The sequence below is a fragment of the Paenarthrobacter sp. TE3676 genome (assembly GCF_056279165.1).
Map to the genome: position 1 here is coordinate 161448 of NZ_JBWBQU010000001.1, position 20808 is coordinate 182255.

At 59.9% G+C, this 20808-nt stretch carries 27 protein-coding genes and 1 other RNA gene; 6 read left to right on the forward strand and 22 right to left on the reverse strand.

All coding sequences use genetic code 11. The annotated features are described in order from the left end of the window. The first annotated feature begins 17 nt into the window (after positions 1–17). The 4 genes from smpB (at position 18) to ACZ881_RS00720 (ending at position 2895) form a co-directional block, all read left to right on the forward strand. Positions 18–488, forward strand: coding sequence for an SsrA-binding protein SmpB (smpB, locus tag ACZ881_RS00705; protein WP_017198498.1), 471 nt, complete (start codon positions 18–20; stop codon positions 486–488). A gap of 98 nt (positions 489–586) precedes the next feature. Continuing rightward, positions 587–955: a transfer-messenger RNA gene (gene ssrA, locus ACZ881_RS00710) on the forward strand. 100 nt (positions 956–1055) lie between these two features. Further along, the gene (locus ACZ881_RS00715) at positions 1056–1775 is read left to right on the forward strand and encodes a hypothetical protein (protein ID WP_476111933.1); all 720 of its coding nucleotides are present in this window, start codon (positions 1056–1058) and stop codon (positions 1773–1775) included. After that, positions 1741–2895: a tyrosine-type recombinase/integrase gene (locus ACZ881_RS00720; RefSeq protein ID WP_476111934.1), complete on the forward strand. Its 1155-nt coding sequence runs from the start codon at positions 1741–1743 to the stop codon at positions 2893–2895. Before ACZ881_RS00715 ends, ACZ881_RS00720 begins: the two co-directional genes overlap by 35 nt. A gap of 1 nt (position 2896) precedes the next feature. On the opposite strand, the gene ACZ881_RS00725 is transcribed toward ACZ881_RS00720, so the two are convergent. Further along, positions 2897–3280: a hypothetical protein gene (locus ACZ881_RS00725; RefSeq protein ID WP_476111936.1), complete on the reverse strand. Its 384-nt coding sequence runs from the start codon at positions 3278–3280 to the stop codon at positions 2897–2899. Between the two features lie 26 nt (positions 3281–3306). On the opposite strand from ACZ881_RS00725, the gene ACZ881_RS00730 reads away from it, so the two are divergent. Next, the gene (locus ACZ881_RS00730) at positions 3307–3441 is read left to right on the forward strand and encodes a hypothetical protein (RefSeq protein WP_476111938.1); all 135 of its coding nucleotides are present in this window, start codon (positions 3307–3309) and stop codon (positions 3439–3441) included. Positions 3442–3526: 85 nt separating this feature from the next. After that, positions 3527–4270 (forward strand): SGNH/GDSL hydrolase family protein, encoded by a 744-nt coding sequence (locus ACZ881_RS00735; RefSeq protein WP_476111939.1) that lies wholly within the window; start codon positions 3527–3529, stop codon positions 4268–4270. Here the strand turns inward: ACZ881_RS00735 and ACZ881_RS00740 are convergent. The 21 genes from ACZ881_RS00740 to ACZ881_RS00840 form a co-directional block, all read right to left on the reverse strand. Then, the gene (locus tag ACZ881_RS00740) at positions 4263–5816 is read right to left on the reverse strand and encodes an SGNH/GDSL hydrolase family protein (RefSeq protein WP_476111940.1); all 1554 of its coding nucleotides are present in this window, start codon (positions 5814–5816) and stop codon (positions 4263–4265) included. The genes ACZ881_RS00735 and ACZ881_RS00740 overlap by 8 nt on opposite strands. Positions 5817–5820: 4 nt before the next feature. Beyond that, positions 5821–6420 (reverse strand): hypothetical protein, encoded by a 600-nt coding sequence (locus tag ACZ881_RS00745; protein WP_476111942.1) that lies wholly within the window; start codon positions 6418–6420, stop codon positions 5821–5823. Positions 6421–6488: 68 nt separating this feature from the next. Then, complete coding sequence (locus ACZ881_RS00750) at positions 6489–6809, reverse strand: hypothetical protein (RefSeq protein ID WP_476111943.1); 321 nt, start codon at positions 6807–6809, stop codon at positions 6489–6491. After that, complete coding sequence (locus ACZ881_RS00755; protein ID WP_476111944.1) at positions 6809–7189, reverse strand: hypothetical protein; 381 nt, start codon at positions 7187–7189, stop codon at positions 6809–6811. The genes ACZ881_RS00750 and ACZ881_RS00755 overlap by 1 nt, the downstream gene beginning before the upstream one ends. 9 nt (positions 7190–7198) lie before the next feature. Beyond that, a complete protein-coding gene (locus tag ACZ881_RS00760; RefSeq protein WP_476111945.1) occupies positions 7199–7807 on the reverse strand; it encodes a M23 family metallopeptidase in 609 nt (202 codons plus the stop codon). Then, positions 7804–8592 (reverse strand): hypothetical protein, encoded by a 789-nt coding sequence (locus tag ACZ881_RS00765; protein WP_476111946.1) that lies wholly within the window; start codon positions 8590–8592, stop codon positions 7804–7806. The genes ACZ881_RS00760 and ACZ881_RS00765 overlap by 4 nt, the downstream gene beginning before the upstream one ends. Further along, complete coding sequence (locus ACZ881_RS00770; RefSeq protein ID WP_476111948.1) at positions 8576–8851, reverse strand: hypothetical protein; 276 nt, start codon at positions 8849–8851, stop codon at positions 8576–8578. The genes ACZ881_RS00765 and ACZ881_RS00770 overlap by 17 nt, the downstream gene beginning before the upstream one ends. Positions 8852–8911: 60 nt before the next feature. Continuing rightward, complete coding sequence (locus ACZ881_RS00775) at positions 8912–9892, reverse strand: hypothetical protein (RefSeq protein WP_476111950.1); 981 nt, start codon at positions 9890–9892, stop codon at positions 8912–8914. Next, entirely contained in the window at positions 9892–11037 is a 1146-nt protein-coding gene (locus tag ACZ881_RS00780) for a Gp37-like protein (protein ID WP_476111952.1), read from the reverse strand. The genes ACZ881_RS00775 and ACZ881_RS00780 overlap by 1 nt, the downstream gene beginning before the upstream one ends. Further along, positions 11034–11804, reverse strand: coding sequence for a hypothetical protein (locus ACZ881_RS00785; protein WP_476111953.1), 771 nt, complete (start codon positions 11802–11804; stop codon positions 11034–11036). Before ACZ881_RS00785 ends, ACZ881_RS00780 begins: the two co-directional genes overlap by 4 nt. A 237-nt stretch (positions 11805–12041) precedes the next feature. Beyond that, positions 12042–16118 (reverse strand): peptidoglycan DD-metalloendopeptidase family protein, encoded by a 4077-nt coding sequence (locus ACZ881_RS00790; RefSeq protein ID WP_476111955.1) that lies wholly within the window; start codon positions 16116–16118, stop codon positions 12042–12044. Positions 16119–16137: 19 nt separating this feature from the next. Beyond that, the gene (locus tag ACZ881_RS00795) at positions 16138–16527 is read right to left on the reverse strand and encodes a hypothetical protein (protein WP_476111956.1); all 390 of its coding nucleotides are present in this window, start codon (positions 16525–16527) and stop codon (positions 16138–16140) included. 50 nt (positions 16528–16577) lie between these two features. Further along, positions 16578–16925, reverse strand: coding sequence for a hypothetical protein (locus ACZ881_RS00800; protein ID WP_476111958.1), 348 nt, complete (start codon positions 16923–16925; stop codon positions 16578–16580). Between the two features lie 29 nt (positions 16926–16954). Beyond that, positions 16955–17125, reverse strand: a complete 171-nt coding sequence (locus ACZ881_RS00805) for a hypothetical protein (RefSeq protein ID WP_476111960.1) — start codon at positions 17123–17125, stop codon at positions 16955–16957. Continuing rightward, a complete protein-coding gene (locus ACZ881_RS00810; protein ID WP_476111961.1) occupies positions 17122–17352 on the reverse strand; it encodes a hypothetical protein in 231 nt (76 codons plus the stop codon). Before ACZ881_RS00810 ends, ACZ881_RS00805 begins: the two co-directional genes overlap by 4 nt. 103 nt (positions 17353–17455) lie before the next feature. Then, positions 17456–18118, reverse strand: coding sequence for a hypothetical protein (locus ACZ881_RS00815; protein ID WP_476111962.1), 663 nt, complete (start codon positions 18116–18118; stop codon positions 17456–17458). Positions 18119–18171: 53 nt separating this feature from the next. Further along, positions 18172–18576: a hypothetical protein gene (locus ACZ881_RS00820; protein WP_476111964.1), complete on the reverse strand. Its 405-nt coding sequence runs from the start codon at positions 18574–18576 to the stop codon at positions 18172–18174. A gap of 294 nt (positions 18577–18870) precedes the next feature. After that, positions 18871–19206 (reverse strand): hypothetical protein, encoded by a 336-nt coding sequence (locus ACZ881_RS00825; RefSeq protein ID WP_476111965.1) that lies wholly within the window; start codon positions 19204–19206, stop codon positions 18871–18873. Beyond that, positions 19203–19673, reverse strand: a complete 471-nt coding sequence (locus ACZ881_RS00830) for a hypothetical protein (protein WP_476111967.1) — start codon at positions 19671–19673, stop codon at positions 19203–19205. Before ACZ881_RS00830 ends, ACZ881_RS00825 begins: the two co-directional genes overlap by 4 nt. Beyond that, complete coding sequence (locus ACZ881_RS00835; protein ID WP_476111969.1) at positions 19603–19875, reverse strand: hypothetical protein; 273 nt, start codon at positions 19873–19875, stop codon at positions 19603–19605. Before ACZ881_RS00835 ends, ACZ881_RS00830 begins: the two co-directional genes overlap by 71 nt. Before the next feature lie 2 nt (positions 19876–19877). Further along, on the reverse strand, positions 19878–20804 hold the full coding sequence (locus tag ACZ881_RS00840; protein ID WP_476111970.1) for a phage major capsid protein: 927 nt from the start codon (positions 20802–20804) through the stop codon (positions 19878–19880). Between the last annotated feature and the right edge of the window lie 4 nt (positions 20805–20808).

Genomic DNA, 20808 nt, shown 5'->3' on the forward strand with positions numbered 1-20808 from the left:
AAACAAGGAGTTCTACCGTGCCCAAGGAAAGTGGCCGTAAGGTAGTGGCCACCAATCGGAAGGCCCGGCATAACTACCATGTCCTGGACACCTATGAGGCAGGCATTGCCCTCATGGGAACAGAGGTGAAGTCCCTCCGTGAAGGTCATGCCTCCATGGTTGATGGCTTCTGCACCTTCTACAACGACGAACTGTGGATGGAGGGCATCCACATCCCTGAGTATCACCAGGGGAGCTGGACAAACCATGCTGCACGCCGCCGTCGTAAGCTCCTGCTGCACCGCGATGAACTGGACAAGATTTCGCAGAAAATTCGCGAGTCCGGCTTCACCGTTGTGCCGCTTCAGCTCTACTTTCTGGACGGCCGGGCCAAGGTGGAAATTGCTATCGCCCGAGGCAAGAAGGATTACGACAAACGCCAGACGCTCCGTGAGCAGCAGGACAAGCGTGAGTCGCTGCGTGAGTTGCGGGAACGCAACCGACGCTAGGCAGCGTGTCTCCGGGGAATGATTCGCCGGATGGATGCGTTATGATGGGTAGTCCGACGGGAGTTCAAAGACTCTTGCCGGGTTTGGTAACAAAATACGGGGATGATCGGTTTCGACGATGTTAGTCGCGACAGGTGAAGCGGGCCGAGGATGCAGAATTATCTCGTAAACGCTGTCTGCAAACCAATAAGTGCCGAATCTAAGCGCACTGACTTCGCTCTCGCTGCCTAAGCAGTAAGACAGTCCGTCAGCCCGGGGTTGCTATCGCCCCGGTTCCTGGCGTCATTTAGATAGCCACTGCTGTTTGCCTTCGTCATTGAGGTAAACGGGACTCTTAGATGACTGGGCCCGGATCAGCCACCTGTTCGCAGGATGGCTGGGGCCGAGAAAATCCGACGCGAACTGCGCCCGGAGAAGCCCTGACAAAACGACATCGGACGGGGGTTCAATTCCCCCCATCTCCACTACAGTAGACCCCGGAACCCTTGTGGTTCCGGGGTTTTCTTTTTGGCTGTTGGCCAGAACCCCAATTTTGTTGGCGAGAAACGGCATAGATAGGGGATCGAGTTGGCTGAGCAAGAGGACAGAACGGAAGAGATCGAACGGGCGGGGGAGTGGACAGCAGCCGATGAACAACATGCGCGAGAGGGAAGGAAGGACTTCGCTCGGAACGTCAAGGAGTCCATCGAGAAGGAGATGGACTCGGTTGTGACCATCTCAGAGGCGACAATCGACGCCGCCGCTAAAGCTATTTACATGCGCCACTTCGGCGTTGATTGGGATAATGAGACCGAAGACGTCCGCGGGCTGTTCCTGCGTGACGCTAAGGCTGCACTTGAAGCAGCCGCGGACGTGACGAGCGGTGTCACTGAAGAGGCCATCACCACGCAAGTTGCGAAGCTCGTGGAATCCACCAAGGGGAACAAGGTGGCCACGATGGCAGTTGAAGCTGCCGCCACCTACCTCATCGGACCGCTTCTTGGCGCGCTCCAAACAGCACGAGCCAATGTGGAACTGTTGACGTCATCGCAGAGCCGCCCAGCCGCGCTGCCGGCCCTAGTGGAAGCTTGGGATAACGGCTTCACGGCCTGTGCTCACGAACACATGAAGCAGGAGAGGGACTCGCGGCACCCAATCACCCGGACCAACCCTTACGCGATGACGCATGTCTATATGTGGGAGGGCAAACCGATCTCCCGTGAGGATCTGCAGTCCCGCCTGGATGAGATGCACGCTGTCATGGTTGAGGCCGATGAGCACAAACGACGGGCCATCTACGGTGGCTAGCATCCGCACTCGTGAACTCAAGAAGGGCACGTCGTACACTGTCAACTGGCGGGACCCGGAACAAGGTTTGAAGTCCCGAACCTTCGATGACAAAGACAAGGCGCAGGAACTCAAAGACTTCCTCGACGCCAACGGCAACAGCTTCAAGCTGGCAGCAAAGGCAAAGGTTCGAAAGGACTCCACCGCGCCGCTGGTTTCCGAGGTGGTCCAGCGGCACCTCGATTTACTCCGGAAGCCGCAGCCTGGCACCATCGCGAAGTACCGGCGCATGGCCGCCGGCCACATCGATCCCAGCGACCTCGGAAAGACGCCCGTGGACAAGGTCACCAAGGCTGCGGTCATCGACTGGCTGGACCAGTTGAAGGTACTGCAGGGCGCAAACCAGAAAGTGGGGGAGTCGCTCTCACGGAAGTCCAAGCAAAACGTCCACGCGCTACTGTCTGCAGCGTTCGTGACAGCCATGGACCAAGAGGTGATGCAGCGAAACCCGGCCAAGGGGGTGGCTGAGGCGGATCTCAACGAGGCGCGGGAAGCTGTCTACCTGTCCCCAGAGGATCTTGTGATGCTGGCTAAACGCATCAACCCGCACTACTCGCTATTCATCCGGTTCCTTGCTGGCACTGGGCTGCGGTACTCCGAAGCCACAGCACTCCGTAAACGTGACATCAGCGTCCGTCAAGGACGCGCAGCTGTTCGCGTGGAGCGCGCATGGAAGTCTGTTGGCAAGGGCGAAGAGATCGGCCCGCCCAAGACCAAGAAGGCCAAGCGCACCGTCACCTGTAACGCCACGCTCACTGAGGACCTAATCGAGCACATGAAGCCGCTTGGCCTCGATGAGTTCGTGTTCCAGCAACCAGATGGCCAGTACATCCGCAACTCGCGCTTCCACAAAGAAGTTTGGCAGCCACTCATGGTCGAGCTGCTGGCAGACGGCAGCCTGGACCGAAAGCCATGGATTCACGAGATCCGGCACGCGCACACCACCCACCTCCTGGACGCCAACGTGCCCGTGCACGTCGTACAAGCCCGACTAGGGCACGAAGACCCACAGACCACACTGCGCGTCTACGCGAGGCTATCCAAGGCATCGGACGCCGCCGCTGCTGACGCGCTAGGATAAGTCACTCTGGCAGCATCCCGGGCATTCTCTTCCCCCATCTGACGCCACGTAACCATTCTGGGCAGCGGTTGTATTCGTCTATGTCCCATTCGGAGTTGGTGACTGGTCGGACGTGTTCGCGGGGTAGCCAGGTGGTGAGGCTGATTTTGTCGTCGTCGTACCATTGGACGCTGATTTGGGTTTTGTTCCAGTGGGTTGCGTGGGCGTAGACGTGGATGTGGCCGCCGGTTTTGAGTGGTATCCGGGCGTGGACTTTGGGGCGTTCGTCTAGTGGCCAGGATCGGACGTCCTCCACAGGGCCTACACGTTGAACCTCCACGAACTCGTATGTGCTGCCATCAAGCTCGAATGTGGTGGGTGGGAGGATCGGCATAGGTTCCATCATGCCAAGATGGTGGGGTGGAAGTTATCTTGACCATTGAGAACGAGGCCGGCGAACAAGGCACAGTGCAGGCATCTGGGGCCGATTACGCGGAAGCTTATGCTGCGGCCCGGGCACTCATCCCCGAAGACTGCAAAGCCATCGTCATCCGAACCGACAGTTAAACGACGAAATGAGCCCCACCCTCAGATGAGGATGGGGCACGTACAATGAGCTGTTGACTTGCACAGAATTTTGATGGGGGAAGTAATGGGCCAGAGCCGTACGCGGGCACGTCGTGGGATGCCTTGGAAGTACATCGGGCTGGGTCTACTCGCAGCAGCAGTAATCGCCGTAGTCAGCATTGCCACCTTCATGCGCCCCGATCCTCCCGCGTCCGCAGTCAGCTACACGCCGCCGCCTCCCGCGCCTGAACTGCCCATTGTCGCAGTCATTGGTGACTCTTACACGGCGGGCACTTCCTTTGGTGGGATGAATGCCAAGAACTGGACGAAAGTCGCACGCGCTGATCTCCACGCCGAGGGCAAGCAAATGAACCTTGTGGTGCGCGGCCTTGGTGCAGCTGGTTACGCAACTCCAGGAACGGCGAAGCTCATGTTCTCGCAGGTAGTCCCGCAGATCATGGGGCCGAAAACGGACTTAGTTGTCATCGTCGGCAGCCGGAACGACATGCGTGCACCAGCCGAGACAGTTCGAGTAGCGGCCACAGACACTTACAACTTGGTGAAGAAGACGGCACCGAACGCGAAGATACTCGTTGTCGGCCCCATGTGGGTCAACGAAAACGTCCCGGAGAACATCACAGCACTCCGTGATGCGGTCCGCACAGCGGCCCTAGACGCCGGGGCGACGTTCGTTGACCCGGTCAATGAGGGCTGGTTCTTTGGTGAGAACGCAGCCCTCATCGGATCGGACCAAGTGCACCCCACGGATGCTGGACATGCCTACATGGCGAAGCTCATCGGACCCCATCTAAGGGCAGCGCTTAACTGACCTTCTTCTGGAACTGAACCTCAGCAAACCTTGCAGATCCCGTCGATGTCCCATCGGCCTGTTCGAAGCTAACGCGTGCAGTCACCGCGTTAGGCGGAACAACAAAGGTTAGGTGGGAGAGGCCCCCACCGCCAGCCATCCGGTCCCTCGCAACATAGACCTGCCCGATGTTCGCGTTGGCTCCGTTTCGGAACCTCACGCCAAACACAGCCTCAGCGGTTCCGGTTGTGCTCACCTTGGCGGATATCACCCATGTTTCGCCAGCAACTACAGGGACCGCGAAGTGATCGTTCGGAAACGCCGTGGTCCCCTCAAGAGCCCTGACCTCCAGCACGTTCCCGCGAGTTCCTGGCTCTGTCGTCACCGGGGAACCAAGCTGATGCGGAGTGGTGGATCCGGACACCAGCCCCACCGGATACGGCGAAGTATCGACGCCTGACATGTCAGACCCTGGCACTAAGGTGCCATCATCAACAAATGTTGTTGTGATCGAACTGTTGAGGTACGTCAGGTACTTCCAGTTGGAGTCGTTGGGTCCCTTTCGGTAGATGCGGTAACCACGAGATCCCGCTACAGTCCCGTTAGTGATGGTGATCTTACCGACGCCCGATAGCGTCACTACGCGTTCAGCAGATGGCAGGGACTCGCCCCAAAACGTGCGGGCCGTGTACTTATACGAGTACGTTCCCGCGGGAAGCGTTCCAGACGTGGTGTCTGTCGCGCCTGCCGTCAAGTTCGGCGGGGCCAGTGGTGCGGTAAGCGTTGTGAAGAATCCGTTAGTCAGAGCGTCTGCTCCGTTTGACACTGCCCTGCGAATCATCGGAGGGCCTGCTTTGGGCTCTACGGACTGCCACCCCAGCTTGCCAATTGCGGCGTAAGCATCTGTCCCGAAGCTGGGGTGCAGGTTGTCGGTTGACCACCCTGCGGGCCAACCCCCAGTGCTGGGGTCAGCAAGGGTATCCCACGGCAATACTTGAACGTTGTTTGCGGCCGCCCAATCATAGAGCTCGGTATTCCACGTCCGGGCTACTGGTGCGTGCACCCCACCCTCGTCGGATGATGGCCAGATAGCGCCCACGATGAGGTCAGCGCCAATGGCCTTGCACTTCTCGAAGTAGGCGATCAGGTCAGCTTTCCACTGCGCCATTGTCCGCGCTTGCCGGATGTCGTTTGCCCCGACTGACAGGACAACTACGTCAGGGTCCTGCGGAGCCACGTGGGCATCAAATCGGGCAAGCTGCTGGTCAATCCTATTGCCGCTAACTGCTGCGTTGTGGACGTAGTTAATCCGGCCCATCGAAAGACGCGCCATCTCAGAAGTCCAGGAACGAGAGCGATCTTGGTTGCCGTCAGCGGCGGCGATGCCATTTACAGTGATCGAGTCACCGTCAAAGACCCAGCGCGGGCCGTAAACAGAGCGCCGGGCAGGAGCGAACGCGGCATTAAGTGTCGTTGTTCCGAGGCGTGCGGGGAGGTGGGTGTCGAGTACTTTCGTGCCAGCTGGCAGCGCGAAGTCATCCCCGACAGAGACGATTCTTTGAGTCATTGGGTCATGCTCCTGTCACGGTGAAGAATCCGGGGTTGGATGGGTCGGGGGTGAGTTGCCCGCCCGTGGCAACAAAGTAGAAGCCGGGGTTTGCTGTGTCTTCGCAGATGGCCGCACCGCCGGATGCCCCTGCAGCGGCTTCGGCGGCTGCTTCTGCTGCGGCTTGTGCGGCTGCTGCTGCGTTGGCTGCGTTGGTGGCCGCTGTTTGGGCCGTCTGTGCGTTACCCACAGCACCAGCCAAAGCCTCCTGGGCTACCTCAGCAGCGTTGGCACCGGCAGTGGCAGCCTCGGCTTGTGCGTCTTGGGCTGCGTTCTTGGCTTCTACTGCTTCGTTTCGGAGGCCGATGTACGAGTGGTAGAAACCAGTGAACTCGCCGGAGATCCACCGGACTTGCGGGATGGGTGGCACGAAGGGTGGGAGGAACCCGTAAGCGTTGGATGTCAAAGGGTTTGCGAGGGGGAAACCGTTCGCGTCCTTCAAAGCCAGCAACGTTGTGCCGTTCACGTCTTCCGGCGCGTAGATCCCCACCGAACCGTTCACCACAACATTCATCGGGTTGTCCGGGTCAACAACCAGTTCCATCCCAATCGGGTAATCAGCCACAGTGGGGCTCCTTTAAATACGATGGGGCGGACCATGTGTAGGTCCGCCCCGAAAAAATGGGTGGTGGGCTATGCGCGGTGGTCCGGTGCGTCCGTGCGGTCTTCCGGCGCGAACAATGGCACGTACTTCCGCAGCCACTCATTCACGCCCGGGATAGCCATGACGCGGGTGAAAATACCGATCAGCACCACAACAACCGTGATCGAGATATTGAGGGCCGCGAACAACCACTCAGGCAAATGCACCCGGTAAGGTTCCAGTTCCTCCACCACGATCTTCAGCGCCACATTCAGCAGCGGGAAGAGTGCGATGGCCGCAACCAACACCGTCCGCAAAACAGCAGACCGCGGATTACGCTCCTGAGTCGAAAGAGCACGATGCTCAGCCATCAGTTGTCACCCTCCTTGACCTGAGGAACATACGTCGGCATGTTCGCCGCGATGCGCTTCTCAATCTCGTCATAGTCAATGACCACCGGCACGCCCTTACTTGCGGCCGCCGCGATCTGATCCAGAACGGACTTCTGCGCAACCTGCCGCGCCTCAACCCGGTCCATCGCCTGGGCCGTGAAGACAAGTTGGTCAATGACAGAGGTTTTGTACTTGCCCCAGTCCATCGTCAGCGCCTTGAGCGCGTCGATAGGGGCGTGCTTGATCTGGAACTGGAGGGAGTTCCCGCCGTCCATGGAGTCGCCACCCCCGAGGATCGAGTCAACAAGGAAGTCGATCTTCTGCTGGTTGGTCATTTTCTGTGATGGTCGTTCAGCCATGATGGCTCCTTACGGGAGAGAGAGTCCGAGACTAAGAAGGAACTGCTGATCGGGCGTATAGACCGGGGCGGGAGGGGCCGCTGGCTTAGTTACCTCACCAGCAGGTCCGATGGACATGCCACCCGCCGTGATGTACGGGTTCGGGTTGCTGCAGCCGTATGTGTTGGTGTTGTAGTTGTACGGCCGGAACATCAGGAAGAAATGCAAGTGCTTCCCGAAGCTGTAGCCCGTATTCCCCTTGACTGCGATCTGCTCGCCAGCGTTGACCCAGTCACCCTTGCGGACAAGCAACCGCTCGAGGTGCCCGTAGCCCGTATCAGCGATGAATGACGCCCCGCCCGCTTTGTGACCAAGGATGATCACGTTGCCGGCGGACTGGTCAACGTTGTCTGAACGGTCAAAGTCCGGGTTCAGGTACCACTGGTTCGGCCACCCAAGGTCACGGCTGTCACCCGCGAACAACACCTCACCATCAGCGGCCGCGTAGACCTCGGGGTAGACGTTCCGGCCATCCGTGTAGCCGTAATCCTGGCCAGCGTGCGGCATCCCATCAGGCTGGGTGTTCCCGTACCACTGGGTGATCGGGCCCCGACTCGGCGCGTAAAGGACTAGGCTCATGGCGTGCCTCCGATGGGAGTGGGTTGCGCAGCAGCGCATGTGTAGGTGGAGGACCCCGGAGGATTCGGTGTGCACGTGTACGTCGTGCCCGTTTGCGGGTCAGTGAACGTGAACGATGTCGGGGAAGTCCCGTCCTTGCCGTCCACGCCGTTGGTTCCGTTCGTGCCATTCGCGCCCGCCGGCCCCACTGGACCCATGGGACCAGCCGGGCCAGTAAGCCCTTGTTCTCCCTGCGGGCCGGGAGGTCCGGCCGGGCCTGGCACGGTGGAGTCTGAACCGTTGAGACCATCAGCGCCACTCTCACCATTCAGGCCCGCGGGTCCAGTGTCACCCTTAGGGCCAGGTTCACCCTGTACACCCTGGACGCCCTGCGGACCTACAGGTCCCACAGCGCCATCAACGCCATCCGTGCCAGGCTCGCCGCGAGGGCCGGAGACACCTTGAAGGCCCTGCACACCTTGGGGGCCCTCGCTAGGCTCCGTGGCGGCTTCCTCCAAGCTCCGGCAGGTCTCCGAAGCGGCCACCGTCTGGTCATTGGATTGGCAGAGCGTGTCAGTGGCGGCCTGCGCCAAGTTCTGCTTCTCGGCCCGCTGCTCATTCCCGTACTGGGCATTCACAATGGCGAGCCGGTGATTATCAAAAGCCAGCCACGCAGCAAGGACACCCACAAGGAGAAGCAGCAACGACACAGCAGTGAGTAGCTTCTTGACGCGCTTATCCGACTGCCGGGACCTCGCCACCTTCGCCTCAGCCTCTTCAAGCTCCGGATCACTCGGTGTCATCATCGTTGTCCTCCGGCCACTCCGCGGGCTCTGGCTTGATACCTTGCGCAATCAACTGCTCCCGCCACTTACCAGCCGCGGCCTTGATGCGGGAGTTGTACCGCTCAAGGCCCTTAAGCTTCTTGACCAACTCAGCGATTCGGGATTTCAGGAGTTCTTCCACGGCCACCTCCCGCCGTTCGCGCTTTTTGTCAGCCCGGTCGATGAGCTTCCAAGCCCCGCCGCCGACGCCAAGGAGGATCGTTCCAATGGCTGTGAGCATCGCTGCATCCACACGTCAGCCCCTCCTATCCGGCCATCACGTCAGGGATGGGGTGCGCGATCATAAGTTCCACCCCAGCCCGGACAGTGGGAAGACCATGTCGCCGATGGCCTGCTCAGGAACGGGCACGGCGAAACTAACCCGGATCTCGCCAGCCGGGGTCACCCACATCCGGCACTGGTACAGACCCACGATGGTTTGCGGGAAAGGATCGCTCCGTACCTTCGGCGCGAAGGACGGGTCAAACCTGCCGATGATGTACGCCGTCTTAGCCTTGTAGGTGATAGCGACGTTGTTAGCGATTCCACCCTCGGAAGATGCGCGGTTCCCGATACAGGAAACCGCGGCCTCCTTAATGTTCTCTCCGAGATGCGTCCCGATATTCCGGTATTCACTCGTGAGCGTGATCGGGGAAGGCCCGCGCATCACGCCGCCAACTTTCACCCAATCCATCAGGTCGTTGTCAAGGATGACGTACTGCCACTGGTCAGACCCGACGGTCACCATAGCCCCGAGCTGGGCGAGGTACTGGCATGCCAGCACATCCTTCGCGAAGACCCCACCGTTAGCGGCCCAGCAACGGATGTCCACTATTGCTCCGGGGTTTGTCTGGTTCTCAATGATCGGTACCAGCGCAATCGGCTGGTCATCAATGTTGCCAGGCCCGGACAGCCGCGCCCCGGACACAGCCTTCGTGGAACCACCCGGGATGATGACGAACTTCGACTCACCAGCTGTGGGGTTCCAATCGCGGCGAACAGCAACAGTGTCCCAGCGCGTGCCTGACTCGGACGGCGGGAACTGCAGGGTCTCGTTCTCGAAAGTCTCGTCCGTGACGCCACAACCATGGCCAACGCCCGGGGCAATGGATACGGTACGGGTGGCGCCGGCAACGATGCTGACCTTCCAATGATCGGCCTTGTACACGCCGTAGCGGGCCGAACCAATTGGGGCGTTCGAGTGGGCGACGGACCATGCGCCCTCTCCGTATGGTTTCGCCGCGGTGGTGTCGTAGCCGCGGGATGTGAATTCCACTGGCATCAGAGACGCTCCTGGTTCCGCAACCGCTTAGAAACGGCCGCAAGTCGCTGCGCAACGATGCGCGCAGGCTGGTTAGTGATTTCTCCGATGGAGGGTTCAATCTGGGCGTAATCCTTGGACTTCCACGTGAGCTTGACCTCACGGATTGTTTCCGTGATGACCAGCCCGTTACCGATGTCCACGGGTACGCGGTCGCCAACATGGAAACCGTTCGCCCCGCCGTACTGGAAGATGCCCGTGCCAGCAAGATCGAGAGAGAGGCCGTTCTTGGGCCCGTTCTCATCCAGGGTTTCCCGGCCACGCGCATCCAACACCGAATCAGTGTTGTCATCCCGCGCATCCCGGAACGTCTCACCACGCATCCCGTACTGGTCTTCCCGTGCCGTGTCGACGAGTTGCCGGAACTTCCGTGCCGTGCCCTCACCCTGCCCCGCCACAACCACTCGTGAGCTCGTCGGGCGGGTACGGGTCCAGTTCACCTTCTTCAAGGTGCGGCCCTTCACGGACAGCTTTCGAGGGAAGAGCTTCGGCTCGTACACGTCCAGAACAAGGCTGCCGGGGACACTAGGCCCACCACCAACCTGCCGAACCTGCACACCAATGCCGGCCACCTCAAGCGCCGGGAACATCTGGTCCATGAGCGGGTGCATCCTCAGAGGCACCCCACCCGGCACCACGGCGCCACGGTTACCGTTCGTCGCCACCGTCAGGCCAGGAACAGCGAGACGGTTTACGCCGTTCTCAGTCACCGCTGTCTTGATGATCGACTCAGCGTTCCCCGTGTAAGTCCGATACTCCGCGGCCGTCTGATTCGAAACAGGCGAGCCAGGAACAGGCCAGCCAAGGATGTCCCGCAACACCCGGAAATCGTCCTCGACTGTGAACGTCACCCGCCCGTCCACACCGTTCGACTCGCCTTCCTCAGCAGTGATCGGCCCCGAGATCAGGTGCTCATTCTTGAACGTCACCTTCAACCGGGCACCGTCAGCCATGAGCTCGCCCAGCTTCGGGTGCGACAACGGGACTGTCATGCTCAGTGTCCCCATCAGGTTGTGCCTGACAATCGCCGTCAACGTGGACGGGTTACCGATCTGGCACCGGAACAAACGATCCTTGTCGTACACGCCGATCCGGAACGCGTTCACCACGCCCTCCGATACAGCGAGGGCAGCAACGCCTCAACAGCGCCAGTACCAGCAAGAGACAACGACAACGGCACGCGGGCCCCGGCAGGGATCGGCGCGAAATCCGCCTCACCCAAATCCGCCGAACGATCAACCGGGTTCACCATGTCAACGCCAATCACCCGCTCAGACGGCTTCATACCCTCAGCACCCGGAACAATGTCGTACATCGTCGCCCCGATAAGATCCGGGTCCGAATGAATCAGCAGGCACTTGCCCAGCGGCACATCAAACGGCACCTCAACCACCAAGTCACCGATACCAACGGCCGCCTCAGTGGTTTCCCCGTCAATGAACCAGCGAGCGTACGATTCAACGTCGCCCAGGTTGTCGATGGTCGCCTCAGAAATCTCAGCGCCAGACCCGATATTGAACAGGTGCGGCCCGGTCGGCTCAAAGAACGGCTGATACTCGCCGTTCTTCCAAGACCTAACAACCGGGTCACCCTCCCAGTACGGGCGCTCCGCCACGAACTTCAGCCCATACGACTGCCAGCCGTGCTTCATCGGGTCATACGTGAACGTGTGGTCCCCATCGTCACGGAACCGCAGCAGCAAGCGCCGCTTCGTACTATCCGGGAGAGTGATCTCCCAAACGCCCGTATCGTCCGGGTCCATGCCCCGCCAAAATGCACGGTCACGTTCCATCCACGCCAGAGAACCAGCCTCATCATCCAGGCGCTTGTCCGAGAAGATGTGGATCGGCCAGAACACCTCACGGTCAAGCACTGAAGTGCCCTCATGTCGGGACCCAGCAACCGCCGGTGACGACGTCGAATGCCGCTCCGTAGAGACAGTGCCCATTCCCCGGACGCCCGGCATCAGGAACATTCCCGATGCCGGGCTAGTCAACGGCCACGTCACACCCTTAGCCGTCCACGTCATCCGCAACCGCGTCCAAGGACTCGCAGCAGGCGCCGGCGGCCGGTAAGGAATCGCATAACTGATACCCATGAGACTCCTTACTTAGGCCGGGAAGAGAGCAAGCGCATCACGCTGCTCCGTTTGGTAAATTCGGGCCAACTCGTGCTCATCACGGACATGGATCGTGCCGTAGTTGTTGAACCCGCCCGGCCCCTGAGCCTGCTGCATCGCCCGGTATGCCGTATCCCACTGCTTGTCATTCAGGATGTATTCCGGCTTGCGGGTGGCGTTCATGATCTGCGACAGGCCAGGATTCAAGACCCCGCCGTTGTCATGCAGGTAAGGCAGCCCAGTCGAGCCCATGCTGTCCCTGCCACCCTCAGGCCTCTTCCCAGCCCTTCCAGTCAGGAAGTCCGACGCGCTAGTCATGGCCTTCTTGCCGATGCCGATAGCAAGGTCAGCCATCATGCCGCCAGCAGGGAAGGTCAGCTTGAACAGGGAAACAAGTCCGTCGATGATCGGAGCGATCGGGTCGAAAGTCCACCCGCCACCAGATCCAGACTCACCGCCACCATTCAGATACTCGGCAGGGTTCGTATAGTTCGGCCAACCACCGTTCAGCACCATGTAGTGCAAGTGCGGGCCAGTGGAATTGCCGGTCGAACCAACCTCACCGATCTTCGAACCGGCCGTGACCATCTGGCCCATCTTCACCGCGAACGATGAAAGGTGCGCGTACCAGGTCTGCAACCCGTTCGGGTGATCGATGTGGATCTCGTTACCGCCGCCATACGATGACCAGCCAGCAGAAGACACACGGCCCGGGCCCGCGGCCACAACCGGAGAACCAGTTGGAGCTGCGAAGTCGATACCGTTGTGGCCACCATGGAAAGGCTGAGACACGGTGGCGCTACCGATAGGCCGGACAAGACCACCCTTCGCGTAACCAGCAAGAGCCTTAGCCATCGCGTAAAGGTTGCTCACACCAGCGCGAGCTGTCTGCTCCTTCGTGAACACGAACTCACCAGCGTGCACGATGCCCGCAGGCTGATACTTACCACCGTCACCCGTGTAACCGCCATCAGCGAACCCGGCAGGCAACGCAACACGAGGCAGCTTGTCAATACCGGGCAGACTCCCAGCAACAGTGTTGAACGCACCAATCAGACCATCATTGATGACCGTATTGACCACGAACCGCACCGGAGCCTTAGCGATGTCCTGGATCGTGTCCCAAGCCTTCTTGACAGCTGCAACACCAGTCTCGAACGCCTTAGGGATTTCCTCGTTGATCGCCTTAGTGAGGAAATCGAACACCGGCTTGATGACCGTGTCCCAAACCGTCTTAATGGCAGTGCCGATGCTGTCAAAGACCGGCTTAATCCCGTTCGTGTACAGCCAGTTCAACGCATTCGGGATGACCACCATAAAGATGTTCGTCCACGCGTCAAAGACCGGCTTAAGAACAGTTAGCCAAACCCAGTTCACAGCCGAACCGATCGCATCAAACACAGGCTTGATAGCGTTCGTATACAGCCAGTTGAGGGCGTTCGGAATGACAGTCGTGAAGAACCAGACCCAAGAATCGAAGGTCGGCTTCAGAACGTTGTTCCACAGCCATGTAGCCGCCGTGCCAATCAAATCGAACACGGGCTTGATTACGTAGTCGTAAAGCCAAGTGAAAGCTGCAGCGAGCACGTCCCGGACGAAAGCCACCGCCGTGTTGAAGATCGCTACTGCAGCGTTCCACCAGTCAGCAACGGTCGTGCCGATGCCCGTAAACACCGCCACCATCTGGTCCCAGAAGGCCTGGAACAGCGGCATAACAATGTTCACGATGACCGAAGCGATGACCTGGAAAATGCCGCGGAAGAACAGGTAGAACCCGCCGATGATCACAGCAGCCGAATCAAACACAGGCTTCAGCACATTCAGGTACAGCCAGTTGAAAATGGCACCCACCACGTTGACCGCAGCACTGATGCCATCAAAGACAGGCTTGATGATCGAGTTGAACACCCATGAGATGACCGCAGCAATGCCATCAAACGCAGGCTTGATAACGCCCGTCCACAGCCAGTTGAAGAACCCGCCGATGGCCTGAATAGCCGCATCCCACGCAGGGAGCGCCGTGCCAGTGAACCAATCCACAACGCCACGGATGACGTCCTGAACCCAGTTGAAAACGTTCGTAACAACTTCGCCGATCCAGCGCATGGCCGCATCAACGCCATCCTTGAACCAGCCCACATTGTTGTAAGCCCACACAAAAGCCGCCACAACAGCGGCAATGATGCCGATGACCCAACCAACCGGCCCCATAGCAAGAAGCCACCCAGCGGCGATCTTTGCACCCTGAATCATGGCCTGAACGCCCATGAGCACCCAGCCACCAACCATCGTCGCCACAGACCACGAATGAACAAACGCAGCCTTCGTAGCGCTGCCCTGCGCGATGATCCAAGCAAGCTTCTGCTGAGCGGCCGACTTCAAAGCCTCAATACCTAGCGCAACAAAGTGCGGGATGAGCGCTGTGATGATCAGGCCAGAGATGATCCCGATAGGGACGCGCATGTCCCAGAGGAACTTGGCCACATCACTGCCGCCGTCGATGAGCTTCTTCAAAGCGTCCGGGATCTTCAACACGGCTTCCCGCACAGTGAAAAGGAAGTCCACAAACCGGGAATCCTCTTCCCACCCGAAAGCGCGGCGGAGCATGCCCGTGTAATCGCCCTTGACCAGGAGGTCATAGAGGCCGATAGCGCCGTCTCGGACCTTGAAGAGGAAGTCAACGAGTGGGGCATCTTCCTCCCACCCGAAAGCGGCCGCAAGCTTGCCCGTGTAGTCACCCTTGACGATCAGGTCATAGAGACCCTGCGCCCCGGAAATGGCCTTGTCCAGGAACACGCCAACCGCGGCGCCCGCAACCTTCGCGCCCTCTTCAAGCGGTTTCAGCCACTCAATAGCGCCGGCAAAGAATTCGCGGATCCGTGGGTAAACACCGGAAAGCAGGCTTGCGCCGATTCGTCCAAGAGACGCGATGGTGTTCTTGAAGGCGCCCTGCAGGGTGTCGCCAGACTTGAGCGCAGCCCCGCCGAGGCCACTTTCCATAGCCTTCTGGAAGGTCGCAAAATTGATCTTGCCCTCAGAGGCAAGGTTCAGGGTTTCCTCAGCAGTAGTGCCAAGTTCTTTGCCGAGCAACTGCACAATGGGGATACCCGCATCGTTCAGCTGCGCGATCACATCGCCTTGAATCTTGTTCGATGAGGCGACCTTGTTGAAGATCGCACCCATGTCACCCATGCCAACACCGGCGATAGTCGCCGCGTCACCTGTCAGACGCAGTGTCCGCTCGAGGTCCTTGCCCGGCTTCACACCAGCAGCAACCGCGCCAGCGGCCACGGAGGCAGCCTCATCCAAGCCGAACGCGGTCCCCTTCACAGAGGCCATCGCATCGTTCATGATGCCCTGCACGGTCTCAGCAGAGTGCCCCAGGCCAGTCAGCTTCGCCTTAGCGTCCTCAATGGACTGCAGCCGCCCGAACCCTTTTGTCAGAGCAACACCAAGACCAGCCACAGCAGCCGTACCAGCTGCAACAGCGCCCCACTTGAAGGCCTTACCCATCGCATCGCCAAGGCGGCTGGTCTTCTTCTCTGTTACCTCAGACGCGTCACCAACGTTCTTGAGCTTCTTCTCAAGCTCACCAGATGCGCTGGCGGCCTTGCCCTGCGCCGATTCCAGATCAGCTGTTGCTTTCGCGAGGTCGCGCTCAGCCGTCTGGCGATCACCAGTGGACTTGGCGGCCTTCCGGCGAGCCTCAGCCAAGCGCTCTTCAGCAGCCGCGATCTGGGACGCCTTAGCTTTCCCAGAGTCGCGGACCTCCTGCAGCTTCAGCTCAGCAACCCGGACAGCTCCAAGAGCCTTTGTCTCTGCCTCGGTTGAAGCCACGATTTTCGACTGAGCCGAAGTGATCTGCGCCTGAGACTTGGAGATCACCTGGTTGAGCTGAGTGACCTCAGACTTCAGCTTCGCCGTAGCCTCAGAGAATCCCTTAGTAACGTTCGCGCCAGCAGACCTGCCAGCGGAAACACCCACCCCGTCCATGACCTTGGAAACTTCTGCCTGGGTCCCCTTGAACGTGGGCTTGACCAGAACTTCAGCTACGCCGATGACGGGCATGGGGCCTCCTATTGAGTTGTCACAGGTCCTCCACGGAGAAACCAAACTGACTGGCGAACTGCACAGCCCATTCACGCTCGGCAACCTTCATGGCCGCCTGAATCTCAGACTTGGGGGTGGGGAACGGCTTCACATCGCCAGGATTGCCGCCGTTGACCTTGATGAGGATCGCGCCAAGCCGGTCCAGCTTCGTGGCGATGTCGCCAAGCATGGTCGCGTGGAGATCCCATTCCGAGGTGCGCGGCGCCCACGGCTCGCTTTCCCTGCCCTGGTGCGCGGCTGCAATCGCTTTTGCCGCTTCAGGGTCATTCGCTATCGCCTCGTTGAGCCGGCTAGCGGCAGGCAGCATGTCGATTAGCTCGAGTAACGCCACCCACCGCTTAGCCCGGAACCACTCCGCAAGATCCACGCCAGGGTACTCGTGTGCGAGGTCGGCGCGGATCTGCGGGCGGTAGCGGGTTAGGAGCTCGCGGAGGCGTGCCCTTCCCCCGGCTTCCCAACCGTCTGCTCGTAGTAATCCATGACGCGCTGGATCAAAGCAGCGTGGACACGCAGCGGGATCTTCTCCGCCTTGTATGCCTCGAAGTCCTTCGGGGTGAGCCACTTCTGGAGGAAGTCAAAGTCGTTCTGGTTTGTCTCTTCGAGGTCTTTGAAGAACTCGCTCGCCTCGTCAGCGGGCATGTCGTAAAGGTCCGGGAAGGTGATGCGCTTGCCGGCGGAGAGCGCGAGCACGAACGCCTCAGGCTTCGCAACCTCAGCCTCAAGGGCGGAAAGGGACAGGTGAATAGTCGGCTTGTCAACAGCCATGGTGATACCTCCGGGTGGTGGTGGTTTGGTTACTTGCTGGGCGTGGTTGCGGGCTTGGCCGCGTCAGATACGCGAACAGCGGCCGTCTTGGCCTTCTGCTCTGTGAATCCCTGGGCGCGAAGCTCAGCGGCCTCGCGGGGAACGGACGTCTCGACCGCGATAGTGCGGCCATCAGATTCTTTGGTGAAACGGGGCATCATGACTCCTTGGGGTTGGTGTGGTCGTGATTGAAGTGGACTTCGGTTGGCAGGATCGTCACCGTCAATTTGGTGAGCTCATCGGTTCCAAATTCGAGATACACAGAGTCCGACTCCACAAGTACCGGAACCCCGTTGATTCGCAGTTCCTTGGTCTTGTGAGCCACAGGCGGATTGCCGTTTGACGGCGCACTATCAACGAACTCAATAACGGTTTTCGGGATGGACATACTTGCTCCCCGGGCGGGTTTGTTTGGGCGGTGAATGAAGGGTTTGAAGCGGGCCGCGCCACCACCACCCGGAAGAATGGCGCGGCCCGCGGATAAGGGAGGGCTACACGCCCTGAGTGAAGCCCAGAACGTCCTTGTGCTTCACAGCGCCCGTGCCGCCGATGTAGTGGCGCACCGGGGTGCCTACTTCGTCGTCGGTGAACACGTCGAATGTGAGCTGGCTGGACACGGCGCCGCTGGTGCCCCAAACCTCTTCGGCTGTGGTCGCCAGGCTCACGCGGTGGTAACCCTTGCCAAGGATCCAGTTGTCAGTAGCGGGGCCGTCTTCCCCGACGATGATGAGGCGGTAGTCGGCATTGATCGGCAGGTCAGGCTCATCGATGACGATCTCACCGGTGGCCGGGTCCTGGGTGACGCCCGTAAGGTCCGCGCCAAGCGTCAGCTCGTACATGTGCTTCCGGCCCTTTTCCAGCGGCGTGAAGCTGACCGAACGCGGCACCGTGGTCACGTCAGAACGAACCGGGGAAGCGTAGCCGAAAGCGTCAACCGCTTCCTTCTCAACCTCTCGCGAGAACGAGTAACCGTCAGGAGAGACAATGCCGATGGGCAAGAACCCGGCAGCCTTAAGATCGACAAGGGACCCGGCCGAATAGAGCGTCTCCGGGAGCTCTACGCTCATCGGAGCTAGCATGGCGATCGCACGCTGGATCTTGCGAATGAGGGCGCGGGAATCGGCCCCAGTCATTTGGGTCTGGAGTGTAGGCATAGCAATGAACCCCTTTCAAGGGCAATGTGAATTGTTTGTCCCCAGTCGGGGTATTAGAGAGGTCGGGAAGTCACCAGTAGGGAGCCTGTCGCTTTATTCAGCGTGTCCGAGGCATAAGGGACATCCTCCGGGACCTGGTCAATGCTGATGCTGTCCAAGTAGCCGTGAGCTGTCTCAATGCCAGTGCCGCAAATGAACGCCAGGATGGATTCCAGGGTGTTCACTGCTTGAGTGCCGGGCGCGTAACATTCCAGCGTCACCCGGTCCACACGGTCAACGAAGCCCTGGGTGCCACCATTCGTGAACACCAGCACAATCGGAAACGGGCCCTCAAGAGTGCCGTAGTTGTCAGCCGGCAGGTGCCAGACCATCCGGACTGTTGCGTCCAAATGCTCCGTACCGTCCACCAGATCAGTCAGGCACTCCCTTGCATCAGGGAAAACGAGGCCATCAATCACCGCGCACCGCCTTCATAGACGCCATCACACGGAGCAGAATCGAATCACGCGCATCCCTGAAATCCGGATCAACCTCCCGAACAACAGCACCAGCACGCTGCTCGTTCTTCCAACCCACCGTGACAGTCGCCGGCCTAGCCTCATACTTCCCACGGCCAACAGCCTCAGCATTCCCAGCCAGACGCCGACCAGCCTCAAGAGCAGCAGCCGCAACCTTCGGGTTAGAGCCAAGTTCCCTCAGACCCGAATCATCAGCCGAATAGCTCTTAGAACCACGGAGCCTCCGCAACGTCATCAGGACCTCACCAACCCAACCTCAACACCAAGAGGCCACTCACCCGGCAAACCATCGACAGACCACTCACCAGCCATCAGCGCACCAACCGGGACACGTACACGGTCCTTGGGGAGGAATGAGAAGGCCTCGTCCGGATCCCGGTAAAGGACTGCGGTACTTGAAATGATGTCGGACCTGTCGCCCGGTTCCCTTGTGGCCCGCGGGCCAACAATGCAATCGTTGACGGCAATCTCCGTTACCGGAAGAGGGTTCCCTTTCAGGTCCCTGCCACCACCGCGCAGCACCACAACATCAGCCCGCCAAGCATCCGGGAAGCCCGAAACGATGCTCATTCAAGGCTCCCCAACGACTCTCCGGCGATGTACTCAAGCTCAGACCCAGGCTCGTAAGTGTCCATCCGGTTGTTGAAGCGGACGTAATCAGGGGCCGGCGTCCGGTATGTTCTCGTGCCACCGCCGCCGGTCACTTCATCCATCTCTTCAAGCTCTGCTGGCAGGAACCACGCCCCGAGGGAGCTGGCCGGATTCCACCTTGTGGCGTACGGGCCAGCTGCCTCAGAATCGATCATCTGCCGGACCTTGTCCAGACGCCTCTGCACAGCGTCAGCAACATAGACAAGGAACAGCGGTTCAAGGCTCTGCGCCGGCACCCCTTCGACAGGTTCCGGGAAGGCTGACGGGTACCTCTTATTCAGAAGAACAGAGATACCCGCCAGCCAGCCCTCAACCCTAGGAGCTTGCGACCCGCTTGGTGGTTTTACGAGCAGCGGTTGTACCTTCGCCAGTGTCAGAGTCAGCATTGTCACTCCCTGCCTTGTCCGCGGCGTCAGCCTTTGCCTTCTCGTCTTCAGCGGCCTGCTGCGCGGCAGCTTCCGCCTCACCAGTCACCGGCGCCTGCTTGTCAGCTTCCGCCCAGCCACGCGAGGTGTAGAATTCCGCTACTGCATCGTTGACCGTGACCTTGCGGCCCGTCGTCTCGTGCCTCAGTTCGATGTTGGCCATGATTACGGCACCACCGGAGCTGCGGTGATGGCGGAGACCGGGGAAATGTCCTCACCCTCGGTGCCGACGACGTCAGCGAGGGTGTATGCGTAGCGTGCGCGGAAGCGCAGTGCCACCTGGTCATTTTCGGCCAGGTTCACGCCATCGATGGTGGCCTCAGTCAGGAACTTCACCTGAATGTCAGTGCGGACACCGATCAGGACAGCGGACGAGTCAGCGACAAGGCCGAGAGCCTTGGTGCGGTCCCATGCGCCGTTCTTGTTCCAGTACGCGTCCAGGCCGGCCACGTTGTCCACGGAACCAGGGCTGGCCGACAGCGAGGGCAGGTAGATCGGCGAGCCGTCAGCGTTGCGGAGGTTCGCGAGCTTGAACTTGAAGCCGCCGCGGGACAGGAACGAGTCCGGGTTAGCACCGGAATCGTCCACAGACTCGGCAGCCTGGTAGATGGAGCCCACAAGGTCGTCCTCGCCGGCGGCGCCAACCTGGTAGATCTGGCCAGCAGCGGTGGCTGCAGCGAACAGGTCCGGTGAGGTCCATGCGGCGGGCTTGCCTGTTCCGAACAAGACAGCGGCGTCCAGGGTGCGGCCAACCGCTTCGCCGCCCAGAGCAGCGGCATTGGCCAGCAGGTCATCTGTCGCGTCCTCAAGGTCCTCTTCGTTCAGGACGATGATGGCGGCGATTTCCTGGGCTTCAAGACGCTTGTTCTCGAAAGAGAACGTCGTGGAAGGCTTCTTACGGGTGCCGGCCGTCTCACCAACAAACGATGCGGTGGGACGGGTAGCGAGTGCCGGCATGTTCTGGACCTTGGCGCCCATGGGGACGGTCGTGAACGCGGACAGGACAGTAGAAGTGGCCGTTGCCCGGTTCAGAAGTACATGGCTGTACTCTTCCTCGATCAGAGCGGCAATATCAGCGCGGGTAATGGGCATAATG